At 60.7% G+C, this 15,770-nt stretch carries 19 protein-coding genes; 17 read left to right on the forward strand and 2 right to left on the reverse strand.

Translation table 11 applies throughout. The features are described 5' to 3' along the window. The first annotated feature begins 224 nt into the window (after nucleotides 1–224). Nucleotides 225–974 (forward strand): YebC/PmpR family DNA-binding transcriptional regulator, encoded by a 750-nt coding sequence (locus JJ917_15530; protein MBO6700238.1) that lies wholly within the window; start codon nucleotides 225–227, stop codon nucleotides 972–974. Here the strand turns inward: JJ917_15530 and JJ917_15535 are convergent. Further along, nucleotides 971–1,759: a sulfite exporter TauE/SafE family protein gene (locus JJ917_15535; GenBank protein ID MBO6700239.1), complete on the reverse strand. Its 789-nt coding sequence runs from the start codon at nucleotides 1,757–1,759 to the stop codon at nucleotides 971–973. The two genes, JJ917_15530 and JJ917_15535, sit on opposite strands and share 4 nt — an antisense overlap. Before the next feature lie 89 nt (nucleotides 1,760–1,848). Here JJ917_15535 and ruvC point away from each other — a divergent pair, with 89 nt between their 5' ends. The 7 genes from ruvC to JJ917_15570 all read left to right on the forward strand — a co-directional run bounded on the left by ruvC (nucleotide 1,849) and on the right by JJ917_15570 (nucleotide 6,225). Beyond that, nucleotides 1,849–2,358, forward strand: a complete 510-nt coding sequence (gene ruvC, locus JJ917_15540; protein ID MBO6700240.1) for a crossover junction endodeoxyribonuclease RuvC — start codon at nucleotides 1,849–1,851, stop codon at nucleotides 2,356–2,358. Continuing rightward, entirely contained in the window at nucleotides 2,355–2,972 is a 618-nt protein-coding gene (gene ruvA / locus JJ917_15545) for a Holliday junction branch migration protein RuvA (GenBank protein ID MBO6700241.1), read from the forward strand. Before ruvC ends, ruvA begins: the two co-directional genes overlap by 4 nt. 55 nt (nucleotides 2,973–3,027) lie before the next feature. Then, nucleotides 3,028–3,279: a hypothetical protein gene (locus tag JJ917_15550; GenBank protein ID MBO6700242.1), complete on the forward strand. Its 252-nt coding sequence runs from the start codon at nucleotides 3,028–3,030 to the stop codon at nucleotides 3,277–3,279. After that, nucleotides 3,269–3,787, forward strand: a complete 519-nt coding sequence (locus JJ917_15555) for a hypothetical protein (GenBank protein ID MBO6700243.1) — start codon at nucleotides 3,269–3,271, stop codon at nucleotides 3,785–3,787. The genes JJ917_15550 and JJ917_15555 overlap by 11 nt, the downstream gene beginning before the upstream one ends. Then, on the forward strand, nucleotides 3,784–4,266 hold the full coding sequence (locus JJ917_15560; GenBank protein ID MBO6700244.1) for a hypothetical protein: 483 nt from the start codon (nucleotides 3,784–3,786) through the stop codon (nucleotides 4,264–4,266). Before JJ917_15555 ends, JJ917_15560 begins: the two co-directional genes overlap by 4 nt. Next, entirely contained in the window at nucleotides 4,259–5,314 is a 1,056-nt protein-coding gene (gene ruvB / locus JJ917_15565; GenBank protein MBO6700245.1) for a Holliday junction branch migration DNA helicase RuvB, read from the forward strand. The genes JJ917_15560 and ruvB overlap by 8 nt, the downstream gene beginning before the upstream one ends. Before the next feature lie 80 nt (nucleotides 5,315–5,394). Further along, nucleotides 5,395–6,225 carry an MBL fold metallo-hydrolase gene (locus JJ917_15570; GenBank protein ID MBO6700246.1) on the forward strand — a complete coding sequence of 277 codons (831 nt, stop codon included), beginning with the start codon at nucleotides 5,395–5,397 and terminating at the stop codon, nucleotides 6,223–6,225. On the opposite strand, the gene JJ917_15575 is transcribed toward JJ917_15570, so the two are convergent. Beyond that, nucleotides 6,177–7,442, reverse strand: coding sequence for a multidrug effflux MFS transporter (locus JJ917_15575; protein ID MBO6700247.1), 1,266 nt, complete (start codon nucleotides 7,440–7,442; stop codon nucleotides 6,177–6,179). The genes JJ917_15570 and JJ917_15575 overlap by 49 nt on opposite strands. A 238-nt stretch (nucleotides 7,443–7,680) precedes the next feature. Between JJ917_15575 and JJ917_15580 the strand changes: the two genes are divergently transcribed. The 9 genes from JJ917_15580 (at nucleotide 7,681) to tilS (ending at nucleotide 15,640) form a co-directional block, all read left to right on the forward strand. Further along, entirely contained in the window at nucleotides 7,681–8,067 is a 387-nt protein-coding gene (locus JJ917_15580; GenBank protein MBO6700248.1) for a YbgC/FadM family acyl-CoA thioesterase, read from the forward strand. Between the two features lie 177 nt (nucleotides 8,068–8,244). Further along, nucleotides 8,245–8,982 carry a protein TolQ gene (tolQ, locus tag JJ917_15585; protein MBO6700249.1) on the forward strand — a complete coding sequence of 246 codons (738 nt, stop codon included), beginning with the start codon at nucleotides 8,245–8,247 and terminating at the stop codon, nucleotides 8,980–8,982. 12 nt (nucleotides 8,983–8,994) lie between these two features. Then, a complete protein-coding gene (gene tolR / locus JJ917_15590) occupies nucleotides 8,995–9,444 on the forward strand; it encodes a protein TolR (protein MBO6700250.1) in 450 nt (149 codons plus the stop codon). A 32-nt stretch (nucleotides 9,445–9,476) separates the two neighbouring features. Beyond that, nucleotides 9,477–10,442, forward strand: coding sequence for a cell envelope integrity protein TolA (locus JJ917_15595; protein ID MBO6700251.1), 966 nt, complete (start codon nucleotides 9,477–9,479; stop codon nucleotides 10,440–10,442). A gap of 36 nt (nucleotides 10,443–10,478) precedes the next feature. Continuing rightward, nucleotides 10,479–11,822, forward strand: a complete 1,344-nt coding sequence (tolB, locus tag JJ917_15600) for a Tol-Pal system protein TolB (GenBank protein MBO6700252.1) — start codon at nucleotides 10,479–10,481, stop codon at nucleotides 11,820–11,822. 19 nt (nucleotides 11,823–11,841) lie between these two features. Further along, nucleotides 11,842–12,348, forward strand: coding sequence for an asparaginase (locus JJ917_15605; protein ID MBO6700253.1), 507 nt, complete (start codon nucleotides 11,842–11,844; stop codon nucleotides 12,346–12,348). A 197-nt stretch (nucleotides 12,349–12,545) separates the two neighbouring features. After that, nucleotides 12,546–13,043 carry a peptidoglycan-associated lipoprotein Pal gene (pal, locus tag JJ917_15610; GenBank protein ID MBO6700254.1) on the forward strand — a complete coding sequence of 166 codons (498 nt, stop codon included), beginning with the start codon at nucleotides 12,546–12,548 and terminating at the stop codon, nucleotides 13,041–13,043. Between the two features lie 246 nt (nucleotides 13,044–13,289). Further along, nucleotides 13,290–14,333 carry a tol-pal system protein YbgF gene (gene ybgF / locus JJ917_15615; protein ID MBO6700255.1) on the forward strand — a complete coding sequence of 348 codons (1,044 nt, stop codon included), beginning with the start codon at nucleotides 13,290–13,292 and terminating at the stop codon, nucleotides 14,331–14,333. Continuing rightward, complete coding sequence (gene tilS / locus JJ917_15620; GenBank protein ID MBO6700256.1) at nucleotides 14,327–15,640, forward strand: tRNA lysidine(34) synthetase TilS; 1,314 nt, start codon at nucleotides 14,327–14,329, stop codon at nucleotides 15,638–15,640. Before ybgF ends, tilS begins: the two co-directional genes overlap by 7 nt. The last annotated feature ends 130 nt before the right edge of the window (nucleotides 15,641–15,770 follow it).

Raw genomic sequence — 15,770 nt, forward strand, 5'->3', positions numbered from 1 at the left:
GGAAACAAGTTGTGCTCCTGATACGTTAACGGAACGTTGTTCTCACTTAATCAAATCGCATCTGGGCTGCGGCAAACGTTTGCCAATTGAGCTGGACCAGTGCTCTTGGCGCCGCAGCCCGAGCGGCAGCGAGGCGACTGGATTTTCGGCCCAAGCCGTTTTAAGAGCCGAACCCAAGGCGCAACGCCATTCCCATTCCTATCGTGTTGAAAGTTGAGGCTTCGATGGCCGGACACAGTCAGTTCAAAAACATCATGCATCGCAAGGGGCGGCAGGATAAAGCGCGCTCCAAACTGTTCTCCAAGCTCGCCAAGGAGATCACGGTCGCAGCCAAAATGGGTATGCCCGACCCGGACATGAACCCGCGTCTACGCCTGGCGGTGCAGAACGCCAAATCGCAGTCCATGCCGAAGGATAATATTGAGCGGGCGATCAAGAAATCGCAGGCCGGCGAAGGCGATGATTACGAGGAAATCCGCTACGAAGGCTACGGTCCGGGCGGCATTGCTGTGGTGGTCGAGGCGATGACCGACAACCGCAATCGAACGGCCAGCGCGGTGCGCTCCTACTTCACCAAAAGCGGTGGATCGCTGGGCGAAACCGGCTCGGTCTCGTTCATGTTCGACCGGGTTGGCGAGATCGTCTACGCCGCCGAGGCAGGCGATTCCGACACGGTGATGGAAGCGGCCATTGAAGCAGGGGCTGAAGACGTCATCTCCGACGAAAACGGTCACACGATCTATTGCGCGTTTGAAGACATCAATGAGGTTTCGGCGGCGCTGACGGCATCCCTTGGCGAACCGGAATCGGTCAACCCGATCTGGAAACCGCAAAACACTATTGAGGTCGATGCCGACAAGGGCGCCTCGCTGATGCGTCTCATCGACACGCTGGAAGATGACGATGATGTTCAGACGGTCTATGCCAATTTCGAAATGTCCGACGAGGTGATGGCGGCCCTGTCCGACGCCTAGGCACGCAGCAGCGGGTCAAGCAGCGGCAGCGATGTGATCGCTGCCAGCAAGATGATCGCGAACGCAATTCTTCGGAACAGCCTGTTATCGGCGCTTTGAAATAATCTCGCGCCAAGAAAGATCGCCAGCCCATAGGCTGGGGCGAGCCAGAGCGCCAAAGCGACCGTCTGCGCGGTGAACACGCCGTTGGCGAAAAACGCTCCCAGGCTTCCAAGCGTTGCGAAAAAGAAAAAGCAGATCAGGTTTGCCCGAATGACCTCTGCCGGGAATGGGCCAGCCGACCAATAGGCGACCAATGGTGGCGCCGAGACCTGGCTGATGCCGCCAAGCACGCCAGCAACCGTCCCGACGCCCAGCGAGATCGGTGGTTTTGGGCGGGCCGTGTAACGCCAACCCGACAGCATCACGCAGACCATCAGAATGATGATGAGGCAGATGGTCCAGCGCAGCGCAAGCGCGTCGGTTGTCGCCAGCAGATAAGCTCCAAACCAGACACCCGCCCACGACCCGATGGCGCAGGGGATGACGGTGCGCCAATCCCAATGGCGCAGTGCGTTGGCGACAAGGGGCAAGGTGATGCTCGTGTCGATGATGAAAAACGCAACCACGGCAAGGCGCGGATCAAACAGGATCGTTGCGAACGGCATGAACAACATGGCGCCGCCAAAGCCTGCAAAGCCGCGCACCATGCCCGCCAGTCCAACAGCGAGAAGGGCAGGGATGAGCACTGGGTGATCGGCGAGCGCCAAGACTGCGCCTTGGATGGCCTGGACTAAATCGGGCATGGGTAGGCGGCACTTTTGGCTGTGGCTTGGACGGCGTTCGGCAAGCTTGACGCTTTAGCGGCGAAGCCGAGTGCGGTAGCTGAGATGGAATGGAACCACAAGCGATTCGCATCTTTGGCATCGATCCCGGCCTGCGCCACATGGGGTGGGGCGTTGTTGAGTTGGCTGGAACGCGGCTTTCCTATGTTGCCAGCGGCGTCATCTCGCCGTCGGCGAAAGACGAATTGCCGGTACGGTTGGCCTCTCTCTATGCCGCCCTGGAGACGCTTCTGGGTGAGCATCAGCCCGACGAGGCGGCCGTCGAAGAGACCTTCGTCAATAAGGACCCAGCCTCGACCTTGAAGCTTGGGCAGGCGCGCGGCATGGCCTTGCTTGCGCCGGCGCGTCTCGGCATCCCGGTCGGGGAATACGCCGCCAATCAGGTGAAGAAAACGGTGGTCGGTGTTGGTCATGCCGACAAAAAACAGGTGCAGGCCATGGTGAAAGTGCTTTTGCCGCGCGCTGATTTTTCCTCCGCCGACGAGGCTGATGCGCTGGCCATTGCGATTTGCCATGCGCACCAAAGGCCGACGGTCCAAATGCGGGTGGCTGCGCGATGATCGGCAAGCTGAAAGGCCGGGTGGATGCGGTGCTGGAGGACAGTCTGATCCTGGATGTTCAGGGCGTTGGCTATGAAGTCTTCGGCTCATCGAAATTGCTCGGCCTCTATCGCGGCGGCGAAGAGAGTGTGGAGCTTTGGATCGACACGTTGGTGCGCGAGGATCTGATCCGCCTCAACGGCTTTTCCAGCCAGCAGGAACGGCAATGGTTCCGCCTGTTGCAGTCGGTGCAGGGCGTCGGCGCCAAAGTGGCGCTGGCCATTCTCGGCACCTTGTCCACCGGTGATCTGGCCTCGGCGATCGCGCTACAGGACAAAGCGATGGTCGCCCGCGCGCCGGGCGTCGGTCCGAAGGTCGCCCAGCGGATCGTTGCTGAGTTGAAAGACAAGGCGCCCACCCTCTCCGGCGACAGCAGTGGGACCATCGGCCTGCAGCAAGAGTTGGGCGAGAGTGTTGCACCATCGGCGGTCGTCGATGCCGTCTCGGCGCTGACCAATCTTGGCTACTCCGCGCAGCAGGCTTCGGGCGCCGTGGCGCAGGCGGTTAAGGACGCTGGTGAAGATGCGCCGGCCGCCACGCTGATACGGCTTGGACTGAAGTCCCTATCAGGTTAGATCACCAGCGCACCAAGGCGGCGAATCTGACTTTGCGTAAACTGGACTCCACACAATGAAGGCCCTGATTATCCTCCTCATCCTGGTGTTTGCCATCGCACCGGCGGGACTGATCCTCGCGCTTGGCATGCGGCGGCGGTTTGAGAACGAGGTGTTTGGCCGTATCTATGTCTGGGACAAGCCATGGGTGCTTGTGACGCAAGACGCCTTCGTCAAACAGCGGTATGAAATGCTGCAACGTCGGGTGATCTGGCTCGGCGGGTTTTTGGTTGTGGTTTTGATGGCGGTGATCCTGATTGTCCTCTGAAACCGAGCAAGCTGAAAGCGTTCCAACGCTGCCGGACAAGCCCTGGCTGCGGTTGGCAGGCATTGTCGTCGTGTTCGTCGTTCTCGGGCCGGCGATCGGCGGCATCACCGGCGGGCTCGCGCTTGCCGTCGCGGCGGCCCTGGGCAGCGATGCCACCCTTCTTGAAGCGATCCTCGCCTTCTTTCCCATCGCGGCATTGTTCTCGCTTTATGGCGCGATCTTTGGCTATTGGCTCGGCTTTGCGCCTGCCCTTGCTGCCGGTCTTTTCATCGGTTGGCACGAAGGCTGGCGTGGCCCGGTAACCGGGTTCAGCGCAGCGCTGCTCGGCATGGCGGTCGGGGCGCTCTACTTCATGTTCAGTGAGTTCTTGGCCTTGGAAGGCGGCACCTATGGCGCGGCTTTCGGCGTGCTGGTGTGCGTTGTGCCAACCTACCTGTTGTCACGGTTGGTGCGTTACTGGGGTCGCGACGATCCACCCGCGATCATAGCCAGCAGGCCAACCGCATGAACGAGGGCCCCATCAGCGCTGGCCGCAAGCCCTGGCGGTTGTTGTTCATCATGACCGGTTTGGCGGTGGTGTTTTTGCCGCCGCTTGCAGGGATCCTGATGCTCGTGCTGCAGGTGCTTGGCGACAGCTCCTACGATCTTTCGCGTCTGGCGTTGACTGATTATCCCCGCGCGGCGTTTGCGCTGCTGACGGCTGGAACGCTGGTTGGTTATCTCTATGGCGTGGTGCCAGCACTGCTCTCTGCTGCGTTTCTTGGCTGGGTGGTCTTGTCCGGTCGACGTCTGACCTTCGGTTGGATTGCGCTGGCGATCCTTGGCGGTGGAGTCGCCGGGTTTGGCGTGATGTCGTTGCTGATTGGCGGCATCACAAGCCTCACCTTGATGGCGACAACACTGCTCGCTGCCAGTCTGTTGTGGTTCACGTTCAAGCCCTATGTGCGGGTGTATCTGACCGCAGCGAGGACAGCTGGCGATGAGTGAGCGCTCCGAGCTTCTCGACGCAGAAAATCGGGACGCCGAAGAGGTGTCGCTGCGCCCCCATGCGCTGGATGATTTCACCGGCCAGGCCGATGCGCGGGCCAATCTGAAAGTCTTCATAGAGGCAGCGAGCACGCGCAAAGAAGCGCTGGACCATGTGCTTTTCGTTGGCCCTCCGGGGCTGGGCAAGACCACGCTGGCGCAGATCGTGGCGCGCGAGCTTGGCGTAAACTTCCGCGCAACTTCTGGACCGGTGATCGCCAAGGCCGGCGATTTGGCGGCGATCCTGACCAATCTGGAAGATCGCGATGTTTTGTTCATCGACGAAATTCATCGCCTCAACCCGGCGGTGGAGGAGGTGCTCTATCCAGCGATGGAGGATTTCCAGCTCGATCTCATCATCGGTGAGGGACCGGCGGCGCGATCGGTGAAGATCGATCTGTCGCGGTTTACGTTGGTGGCTGCGACAACGCGCCTAGGCTTGTTGACCACGCCGCTGCGCGATCGGTTCGGCATTCCGATCCGTCTGCAATTCTATTCGCCGGAAGAGTTGGAGAGGATCGTGCGCCGTGGAGCGCGCCTCTTTGGCGTGCCGATTTCCGATGATGGCGCGCGCGAGATCGCGAAGCGTTCGCGCGGCACGCCGCGTATCGCCGGGCGTCTGCTGCGGCGGGTGCGGGACTTTGCGCTGGTCGAGGGATCGGGGGCCATCGATCGCGACAATGCCGATGCGGCGCTGACCCGGCTGGACGTCGATTCCATCGGTCTCGACATGCTCGACCGGCGCTATCTTGATCTGATCGCCTCGAAGTTCGGCGGCGGTCCGGTGGGCATCGAAACGCTTGCGGCAGCTCTGTCGGAGCCACGCGACGCGCTGGAGGAAATCGTTGAGCCGTTTTTGTTGCAGCAAGGGTTCATTCAGCGCACGCCGCGTGGGCGCCTGATGACGCCAGCGGCCTTTGCTCATCTCGGTATTGCCGCGCCGCGCGACCTCAACCCGGCGCAGATGGCTCTGTTGCTGGACGATGAGGACGATACAGGTCGGTCCTAGGGGGCAAAGCCTAGACGATCAGACGCTGGACGCTGCGGGCCGTTGTTTCTACACTTCGTACCCGTTTCGAGTTTCGTGTCATGCCCGGTCGCTATTACCGCTACGCCCTTGATGATGTTTGTGTCGTCCAGATCCATGATGGCTGGGACCATCACGCGCCTGCCCACGATTATTTCGGCACCAATGTCGACGATCTGACGTTTGACGAGGAGTGCATCTCGCTGGGGACCTCACCGGCGGAGTTCGACTTCCCCGTCACCATGACGCTGATTGAATCGGGCGGAAAGCGGGTGCTGGTCGATGCCGGGTTTGGGCCATCCGGCCCGTCGCACAGCGGTGGTCTGCCGAAAGGCTTGGCGGCGCTGGGCATTGAACCGGACAGCGTGGATGTGGTGGTGATCTCCCATCTGCATGGTGATCATACCGGCGGGCTTTTGGCCGACGACAGCGCACCGCGCTTTCCCAACGCGCGCCATTTGATCGCGGCTGATGAGGCGAACGCTGCGCCTTCTGATCCCGTACTAGCCGCGCTTGGAACTCTGGTCGATCTGGTGGCGCCAGGTCTTGAGGTTCTGCCGGGTATCGCGCTGGTCGATATGCGCGGTCACACGCCTGGCCATCTGGGCGTTCTGATCTCCGGGCGTTCAGGCTCGGTGTTGGTCGCCAGCGATCTTGCCAACCATCCGGTGTGGGCGTTCGCGCATCCTGAATGGCATATGCGCTTTGATGCGGACGGCGAAAAAGCGGCCGCCATGCGCGCGCACTGGCTCGGCCGTGCTGCGGATGAAAAGCTGGTGTTTGCCGGCTATCACATGCCCTTCCCGGCGCTTGGCCGGGTGGAAAGGGTCGGTGCGGCGTTTCGCTATGTGCCGCTTGACTTGGACGTCGCAGGATCGGCCAGCGCCGCTTGACCCTTGGCAAGATAACGCGCCAGCACCATCAAGGCCGAGGCAAGGATCCCCATAAGGACGGATCCGACCACAACCGGCGTGACACTCATATCAAAGGCCGCACCGATCGCAGTGGCGACAGCCACACTGATCAGCGTTTGGATCGATGCGGTGATTGACGAAGCAATGCCGGCGATCTTGCCGAGCGGTCTAAGTGCGATAGCGTTGTAATTGCCAAACGTGATGCCGACGAAGAACAGCGCCACCGAAATAAAGACCATCCAAACCATCAGCGACGGGTTGTCGCCAGTGATGCCGATCAAGGTCAGGAAGGCGAGCGACCAGATCACCTGCAGGCCGATGGCAGAGGCGGTGATCGCTTCCATCGTAAAGCGGTTGAGGAGCCATGCATTGGCCGTGTTCGAAAGGGCGATAAAGGCTGCCGTCGCGCCAAAGTACAAGGCGAACAGCTCGCCGGTTCCATAGAGGTCCTGCAGGATTTGCTGCGAGGACACGATGTAACCGAGCAGCGTTCCGAACGCGCAACCCGCCGCCATAGCATAGAGCATCGAGACGGGTGTCGTGACCACGGTCTTGAAGGCTGCCACCAATTTGTTAGCCTCGAAGGACGCAAGCTCGGTGTGCGTTTCAGGCTGTCGAAAGGTCAGCCATGTTCCGCCGATCAACGCCATGGCGAGCAGCGCGACGAACAGCATCTGCCAGGGTGCGATCAACAGGATCAACTGACCGATGGCCGGTGCAAAGGTCGGCACCAGAATGAAGACCGTCAGAGCGATCGACATCACCTGCGCCATTTGCGCGCCGGCAAACTTGTCGCGGACCATGGCGACAATCACGATGCGCGGGGCCGCGCCGCCAAAGCCTTGTAAGAAGCGCCCGATCAGCAAAACCATAAAATCCTGAGCGATGATGCAAAGGATCGATCCCGCCAGATGGATCGCCAGGCCAATCAGGATAGCGGGCTTGCGGCCGATATAGTCTGACAGCGGCCCGAAGAGGACCTGACCGACCATCAGTCCGGCAAAGATGATGGTGATGATCGCCTGGCGATCATTGTCTTTGGCAAGCTGGAAATGCGCGCTGATGTCGCCGAATGCCGGCAGCATGATGTCCACCGACAGGGCGATAATCGACATCAACATGGCGACCAGCACGACAAACTCGGCCCGACCGGGTTCGGTTCTTTGGCGCAGGTCTGTCTGTTCGGACGTCGTCACGTGATGTTGGGCCTTTGGGTGAAGAGGATTAGCTCCTTCCCACACCGCTATCGCCAAGTCGAGGTGGCGCGCGTCACACAGTTATCACTTTGTGTGGCGTGTCATTCGAACTTTGTTACTGGCGGGGTTGTTTGACAGGGCCAAGTGTTGGATCAGGGGCGTCTGGCTTGTTCTAGAAAATGCCTATCATGATCGGTTTCTGATGCCCCAAAACGACGCCCACCCCCTGGCCCATTCGATCTCGGTGCGTGTCTACTATGAAGACACCGATCTGGCGGGCATCGTCTACCATGCGAACTATCTGAAATTCATGGAGCGGGCGCGCACCGAAACCTTACGCGCCTACGGCATCACCCAAACCGAACAGGCCAAGGACGATGTCTACCTGTCGGTGGTTGCGATGGACATCGCCTTCAAGGCGCCGGCACGGATCGATGACCTTTTGACGGTTGAAGCCGTGCCTGTCTCGACAACAGGCGTACGTGGAACCATTGCCCAACGGGTTCTGCTCGGCGAGCGCGAACTTTGCACCGCCATGGTCACGGTGGTCTGCATGAACGCCAAGGGTCGCCCGGTGCGGATGCCCCAGGTTGTGCGCGACCTGTTTGCTTCAACCGAAGGCTGATCCGCTAACCCTTGGTTAACCATGCCTTAGGGTTGGGTGGTTAGGCTTACCTCCAAAGCCGTGACGGCTGAGCCGCCTGATGTGCGGCGCAGCATAGCGTCCTGATGATGCCACAATCGCAGCGCACCAGCGCCCGCCAGCTCGACCACCACTGTTTATCAAGACCTGAGGAACCCCATGGACGGAACGGACGTTCTTACCACCGCCTTGAACGCGCAGAGCCACGATCTGTCGCTTTATGGCCTCTTCATCCAGGCCCATATCGTGGTGAAGATCGTGATGATTGGTCTGGTGATTGCCTCGGTTTGGTGCTGGGGCATCGTCATCGACAAATATCTGATGTTCTCGCGCAACAAGAAGGCGATGGATCGCTTTGAGCGTGTGTTCTGGTCCGGTCAGTCGCTGGAAGAGCTTTACACCGTTACCGCGCAGCGCACGAACACCACGATGGCCGCCCTTTTTGTTGCGGCGATGCGCGAATGGAAGCGCAGCCATGAGCGCAACGCTCGTTCGATTGTCGGCCTGCAGACCCGCATCGAAAAGGTGCTGGATGTTACGATCGCGCGCGAGTCGGAGAAGTTGGAGAACGGCCTTCTGGTGCTGGCCTCGGTCGGTTCAGCTGGTCCGTTCATCGGTCTGTTCGGCACCGTCTGGGGTATCATGACGGCCTTCCAGGCCATCGCGGCGACGGAAAACGCCAACCTGGCGGTTGTGGCGCCAGGCATCGCCGAAGCCTTGTTTGCGACAGCGCTTGGCCTCGTTGCGGCCATTCCGGCGACAATTTTTTACAACAAGTTCGTGGCCGATGTCGCGCGGCAGACAACGCGCATGGAAGGCTTTGCCGACGAGTTTTCGTCCATCCTTTCGCGCCAGATCGATGAGCGCGCCGCAGCGCGCCCCGCGGCTGCGCAGTAAGGACGCCAAGATATGGGAATGGGTATTGCCAGCGGTGGTTCAGGTGGCTCGCGCCGTAGGCGTCGGGCGCGTCCGCGCGCGATGAGCGAGATCAACGTCACGCCATTTGTAGACGTGATGTTGGTGCTTCTGATCATCTTTATGGTCGCCGCCCCCTTGCTGGTGGTCGGCGTGCCGATCGATTTGCCGGAGACCTCGGCCAACGCGCTGGAAAGCGAAGAAGAGCCGATCACCGTCTCGGTGACCGCCGATGGTCGGGTGTTCCTCCAAGAAACCGAAACCACGCTTGATCAGTTGCTTGCGACTTTGGAGGCGATTGCCGGCGAGGGCGTCGATACCCGTATTTTCGTGCGCGGTGACCGCGGCACCGATTACGGCACAATCATGCAAGTGATGGCGCGCATTTCCGGTGCTGGCTACCAGCGCTTGGGGCTTGTGACGGCAGAAGAGGAAGGGTCTTAAGCGGCCGGCTTCTGCACGCTGACGGATCAACTATGCGGCTTGGTGTCCCCCTTTCCTTGGTTCTTCATGGCGCGCTTTTTGGCGGGCTGGTGATCAATCTGTCTGAGCCGGAACCTTTCGACATAATTACCGCGCAGGCCGTACCGGTGGATATCCTCTCACCGGAAGAATTCAGTCAGATCACGCGCGGCATGCGCACGGCCGAGCCGCTTCCAACGCCGGAAACGCCGCCGTCAGCCGGGCCATCTGAGGTGGATCGCGGAACCGACACCGGTGGCGAAGGCCGGCAGGATGCCGCCACCGCTGCTGACGATGCGCGGGCAACGCCGGATACGGCTGCGCCGCCACCGCCACCCCCTCCACCTGAACCAGAGCCTGAGCCGGTGGAAGCCGAGCCGGAACCCGCGCCTGCGCCCGAGCCAGAGGTGGCTGAGCCAGAACCTGCGCCTGCCGAAGAGCCGGCGCCGGAACCAGAGCCAACGCAGAGCGCGCGGTTCTCAGCGCCCGCACCGTTGGCGCGGCCCGACATCGCGCCGCAGCCTGTGCAACGGCCCGAACCGGTGCAACAGCCGGATGACAGTCAGTTCAATCCCGATGAGATCGCGGCCCTTATCAACCGCGACGAAAATCAGGGCGGCGGCGGTGCTGCCGATCAGGCCCCAGCGACGCGTGGCGCCGCCGAAGGGCGCGATCAGACGCTGTCGGAAAGCGAAATGGATGCCTTGCGCCGCCAGATCGCACGCTGCTGGAACCCACCCGTCGGGGCCGTTGGTGCCGACGATCTTGTCGTTCGCGTGCAAATGAACCTTGCTGAGGATGGATCGTTGAGAGGCGGGGCCTCAGTGATCAATTCCTCGGGCAACCCAGCCTTCCAGGCGGCGGCTGATAGCGCTGTACGGGCAGTTCGACGGTGCGCGCCATATTCTCTGCCCTTTGAGAAGTATGCTGCCTGGCAGAATGTGATAGTCAATTTCGACCCGCGCGAAATGTTGCGCTAACAACGGCGTGCGGTTTTAGGAGTGAAGTGAATGTCGATGCTGAAATCTGGTACAATCCGCAGCGTCCACCCCTTCGTGTTGGTTTTCGCCATGGCGATCATGGCCTTGTTGGTTTCTTTTAGGCCCGCCCATGCGGTGCTCGAGATCGACATCACGCAGGGCAATCTTGAACCGCTGCCCATTGCTATCCCGGCCTTCACCTCGGCGACCGGCGATGGCGATATTGCGGCGCAGATGAGCCAGGTCATCTCCAACAACCTCAATCGTTCGGGACTTTTTCGAACACTGGACCCGGCTTCGTTCATCGAGCAGGGCCTGACGGTCAGTGCTGGTCCGAATTTCGCCGAATGGCGGGTGATCAACGCGCAAGCCTTGGTTGTCGGCCAGGTGGAGCGCCAAGGTGATGGTCGGCTGCGGGTCGATTTTCGCCTCTGGGATGTGTTTGGCGCTGAATCCATGATCGGCCAGCAATATTTTACCACGCCGGACAATTGGCGCCGTGTCGCGCACATCATTTCCGATGCTATCTATCAGCGCTTGACCGGTGAGAGCGGCTACTTTGACACGCGCGTTGTGTTCGTTGACGAGACTGGCCCAAAAGAGAACCGCATCAAGCGGTTGGCGATCATGGATCAGGATGGCGCCAATGTGCGCTATCTGACCACCGGCAATGATCTCGTGCTCACGCCGCGCTTTTCGCCAGGTCGGCAAGAGATCACCTACATGTCCTATGATGGCGGGCAGCCGCAGGTCTATCTGCTCAACATCGAGACAGGTCAGCGGCGCATTGTCGGCAACTTTCCTGGCATGACCTTTGCCCCGCGCTTTTCGCCGGACGGCGGCAATCTGGTTTTCAGCCTGTTGCAGAATGACGGCTATTCAGACGTCTATCGCTTCGACCTGCAGACGCAGACCACAACGCGCATGACCTCTTCACCGTCCATCGACACGTCGCCGAGCTTTGCGCCCGACGGCCGGCGCGTGACCTTTGCCTCGGATCGCTCAGGTTCGGGACAGATCTATGTGATGAACGCCGATGGTTCCGGCCAGGAGCGTATTTCGTTTGGGTCTGGCACCTATTCGACGCCGGTCTGGTCACCGCGCGGCGATCTGATCGCCTTCACCAAGCAGCAGGGTGGCCGCTTTCTGATCGGGGTAATGAATCCTGATGGGTCAGGTGAGCGCATCCTGACCGAAGGCTTTCACAATGAGGGGCCAACCTGGGCACCCAATGGCCGCGTGTTGATGTTCTTCCGCGATACGCCGGGCGCCAATGGCGGCCCACAGCTTTGGACGATTGATCTCACCGGTTTCAACGAGTTGCGGGTCGATACGCCCTCCTTCGGGTCCGACCCGGCCTGGTCGCCGCTGCTCAATTAAGGCCGACTTGGTCGCCTTCATGCGTGACGTTCTCATCCTCACCACCGGTGGCACAATCGAGAAGGTGCATGACTGGCAGACCGAAGGCTTGGGCTTTGAGATGGGTGGCAAGGCGCAGATCGCTGATCTGTTACACAATGCGCGCTGCTATCACGCCTCGCTGTTTGAGCTGATGATGAAGGACAGTCTGGACTTCACCGATGCTGACCGGCAGGCGATTCTCGATGCAGTTCTGGCCGCCGAGCAGGATGCCATCGTCGTCAGCCAAGGCACGGGCACGATGGAGCTGACCGCGCGTTTCCTCGATGGAGAAGTGGGCAAGAAGACCGTCGTGCTCACCGGCGCCATGCGCCCGCACTCCTTTGGCCGCTCGGATGCTTCGTTCAACATGGGCGGCGCGGTGATCGCGGCGCAGACCCTGCCTTCCGGCGTTTATGGCGTGATGAACGGACGGGCGTTTGCCGCCGCTGACCTTGCCAAAAACACCGGGCTTGGCCGCTTCGATGTGGCGCCCGACGCCATCTGACGGCCTGCGGCGTTTAGCCTTCGTTCACCATAGGTTCATCAAGCCTCGGCCTAGATGGCGCTTGCCACAAAAAAGCCCGCGTTTACCATGAACGACAACCCGCGCTTAACGTTGCTAATGTATGACCAGAATGCATCAATTGGTGCGCTGATGACTTTGGCGGGATCGCCCCGCGACCTTTGAGAAAGACCCTCTCCATGACCCGCCTTTCGGCTCTGACCAATGTCAGCCTTTTCGCCCGCCTTTTCATGGCGACGTTTTTTGCCCTGTTTTTGGCCGCGTGCGCATCGACGACGCCGGATCAATTGCCGCTGTCGCAGCAGGCCGCGCCTCCGGGCAGCGCGCAGGACTTCACCGTCAATGTTGGCGACCGGGTTTTCTTTGAAACCGACTCCACTGTGTTGACGGCGGAAGGTCGGCTGACGCTGGATCGCCAGGCGGCCTGGCTTGCGCAATATGCCCAGTATGCCGTGCAGGTTGAAGGTCACGCCGATGAGCGCGGCACCCGCGAGTACAATCTGGCGCTTGGCGCCCGCCGGGCTGCCACGACCCGCGACTATCTGATTTCGCGTGGTGTCTCGCCAGCTCGTCTTTCGACCGTCTCCTACGGTAAGGAGCGGCCCGTTGCGACCTGCAACGACATTACCTGCTGGTCGCAGAACCGTCGCGCCGTCACGGTGCTGCAGGGCGGCTAAGGCCTCCGCCTTTTTGAGATTGAAAGCCGGGCCCTCGTGTCCGGCTTTTTGTTGCGTGGTTTGACGCGACTACACTTGCGTTCATCGCGACTAACCGGCCGTTTGTCGCGACTAAAACCAGACGGTCTGGCCTGAAGTCGCGACTCTTTTGACCGTGTTCTTGTCCTCACATTTGCCGCCTTTGGGTGGAAACCAGAGCGGCAACACGCCAGATTGGCGCCACGATGTTTTGCGAAGGGTTTCTCTATGACCTCCCTTTCCCGTTTGTTTTGCCTTTGTCTCCTGTCCGGATCGTTGGCCGCGCCTGCTTTGGCGCAAGTCGCGCCCGGCCAGCAGGTGCCCCTGCCGCCCGCGAATGTGCCGGGCACCGTTGGTGGGGCAGGCATTCAGCCGGTCGCCCCTGGCACAGGGTCTACCGGTACGTTCCTTGCTCAGTCCAATCCGGCTGCCGATGCGCAAACCAATCTGCGGGTCGACAGGCTTGAGGGCGAGTTGCGCAATTTGGTCGGGCAGATGGAACAGCTCATGTTTCAGATGCGCCAGCTGCAGGATGAGCTGACACGGGCACGTGAGGACACTGAGTTTCGGCTGCGGGAATTGGAAGGCAATGGCATCACCGATGGCTCAGGTTTTCCGATGGAGCGTGGCGCGAACGATGGCCTGCAAACCAATGGTAATGTGACCGACGAGCAATTGCGCGACGTGCTGTTGGCGCGCGAGCGTGGAGAGCCGCCGCGCGATCTTGGCACTTTGAGTGTCGGCCAGGATGGTCAGCCCGTAGGCGGGACCATCGCCGATCCGAACGGGCCGCTTGATCTTTCCTCGCTCACGCTGAACGCCGCGCCGGAAGTCCGGCCCCAGCAACCCTTGAGCGGTGCAGTGGCAAGCATTGATCCGCTGGAAAGCCTCAGCCCGTCCGACGTCTACGAACTTGGCTATGATCATGTTTTGCGTGGCGATTACGGCCAGGCGATTTCGACCTTCACCGATTTCATCGACATCTATCCAGAAGATCGCTTGCGCCCGAATGCCCATTTCTGGCTTGGGGAATCGCATTTCGCGATGGGATCCTACACACCGGCAGCCGAGCAGTTCTTGGCGGTTTTCAACAACTACCCTGAAGACATCAAAGTGCCCGACGCGCTGTTGAAGCTCGGCATGAGCTTGGAGCGCCTGGGCGCGCAGCAGCAAGCCTGCGCGACCTTCACCAAGCTGTTGACCGACTATCCGCGGGCGCCGCAGATCGTGCTCGACACCGCTCGCACAGAGCAGGGCCTTGCTGGGTGCTAGACCGTCCATCTGCCGCCATCAATGATGCCTGGCGGACGGTCGGCGCCAATCTTTCACGCCATTCCTCTCTCCTGTTGGCGGTTTCTGGCGGCCCGGATTCTCTGGCGATGCTGGTCGGACTGGCCAAACTGTGTGAGGCGGGTTTGCTTGACGCAACCCTGAGCGTCCAAACGATTGATCATGGTTTGCGCCCAGAGTCCGCCGCTGATGCCAAGATGGTTGGCACAGTGTGTGGCGAGCTTGGTGTGAAGTTTCAGGCTACTAAACTCGGTCGCAAACCGTTTGCCCGAAACGCTCAAGACTGGGCGCGGACCGAGCGCTACTGCGCGTTGGCCAAAACAGCCGAAGACACACAATCGGTCATCTTGACGGCCCACACGGCGGACGATCAGGCCGAAACCCTGCTGATGCGCGCTGCGCGTGGCACCGGCAGCGAAGGGCTTGCTGGCATCCGCACCGAAACATTTTTGCAGGGCGCCCGTGTTTTCCGACCGTTTTTGGATTGGTCACGTAGCGACCTTCACGCCGTTCTCGACGGTACGCCATGGCAGCCAGCGGACGATCCTTCCAACCAGGATGAAAGTTACACGCGGGTGCGGTTTCGCCGCTGGCTTGCTGATGCCCCCATGCCCGACGGCGCGCGAAGCGTTGTCGATGGTCTGGCTGATACAGCGCGCATCGCGGGTTTGGAAAACGCGGCGCTGGAACACTACGCCCTACATTTTTTCCAGCAGGTTGGCGGCGCAACTCACGGCTTTGTCGATGGCCGTCTGGCCCTGCGCGCCCAGCCTCTCGCGGTTCAGGCCCGGTTTTTCCGCCTGTCCCTCTCATCTGTCGCCCGCAGCCTAGGCGTACCAGCGAACGATCGTGCCTTGTCTTTCGACTTAGGCCGGATGGTTGCGCTGGCGCGGCGCATCGCTAACGAATCGAAGGGCCGTTGGGTCGGTGGCGGCGCGGTCATGGATTGGCAGCGCGACCAAGACATGGAGCGCATTTCCGCCTTCGGCGAAGCGGGTCGATCAGGTTTCCCAGCGCTCGATTTGGGCCCTGGAGAGAGTGCGCGGTGGGACGATCGCTTTGAGATTTGCAATTGGACCAAACACCCGCTGGCCATTCGAGCATGGCAACCGGGCGATCCTGAGCCCCCACTGGATCGCGATGGTTTGAGTCACGCGATCCTGGCAAGCCTGCCCGTCGCTGAGCATGAGGGCGAGGTCGTTGCCACGGTCGGTGGCCCGAGCCAGGAGGATTGCCGCAAGGCGGGTATGGCCTTCCTTGGCATTTTGCCATCTGAGCTTTTCACATAAGGCGTGTTGGTGCCAAATGGCGACTACCCTTTAACCTCATCCTGCGGAATCTTGTCGCGATTCACCGCTCTTTCCTTGGCAACAGGGTGTTTGGAACCTATCTTCCCTATCAACGGGCTTGTACACGCCA

The sequence above is a fragment of the Hyphomicrobiales bacterium genome, assembly GCA_017642935.1.
Lineage (GTDB): Bacteria > Pseudomonadota > Alphaproteobacteria > Rhizobiales > MH13 > MH13.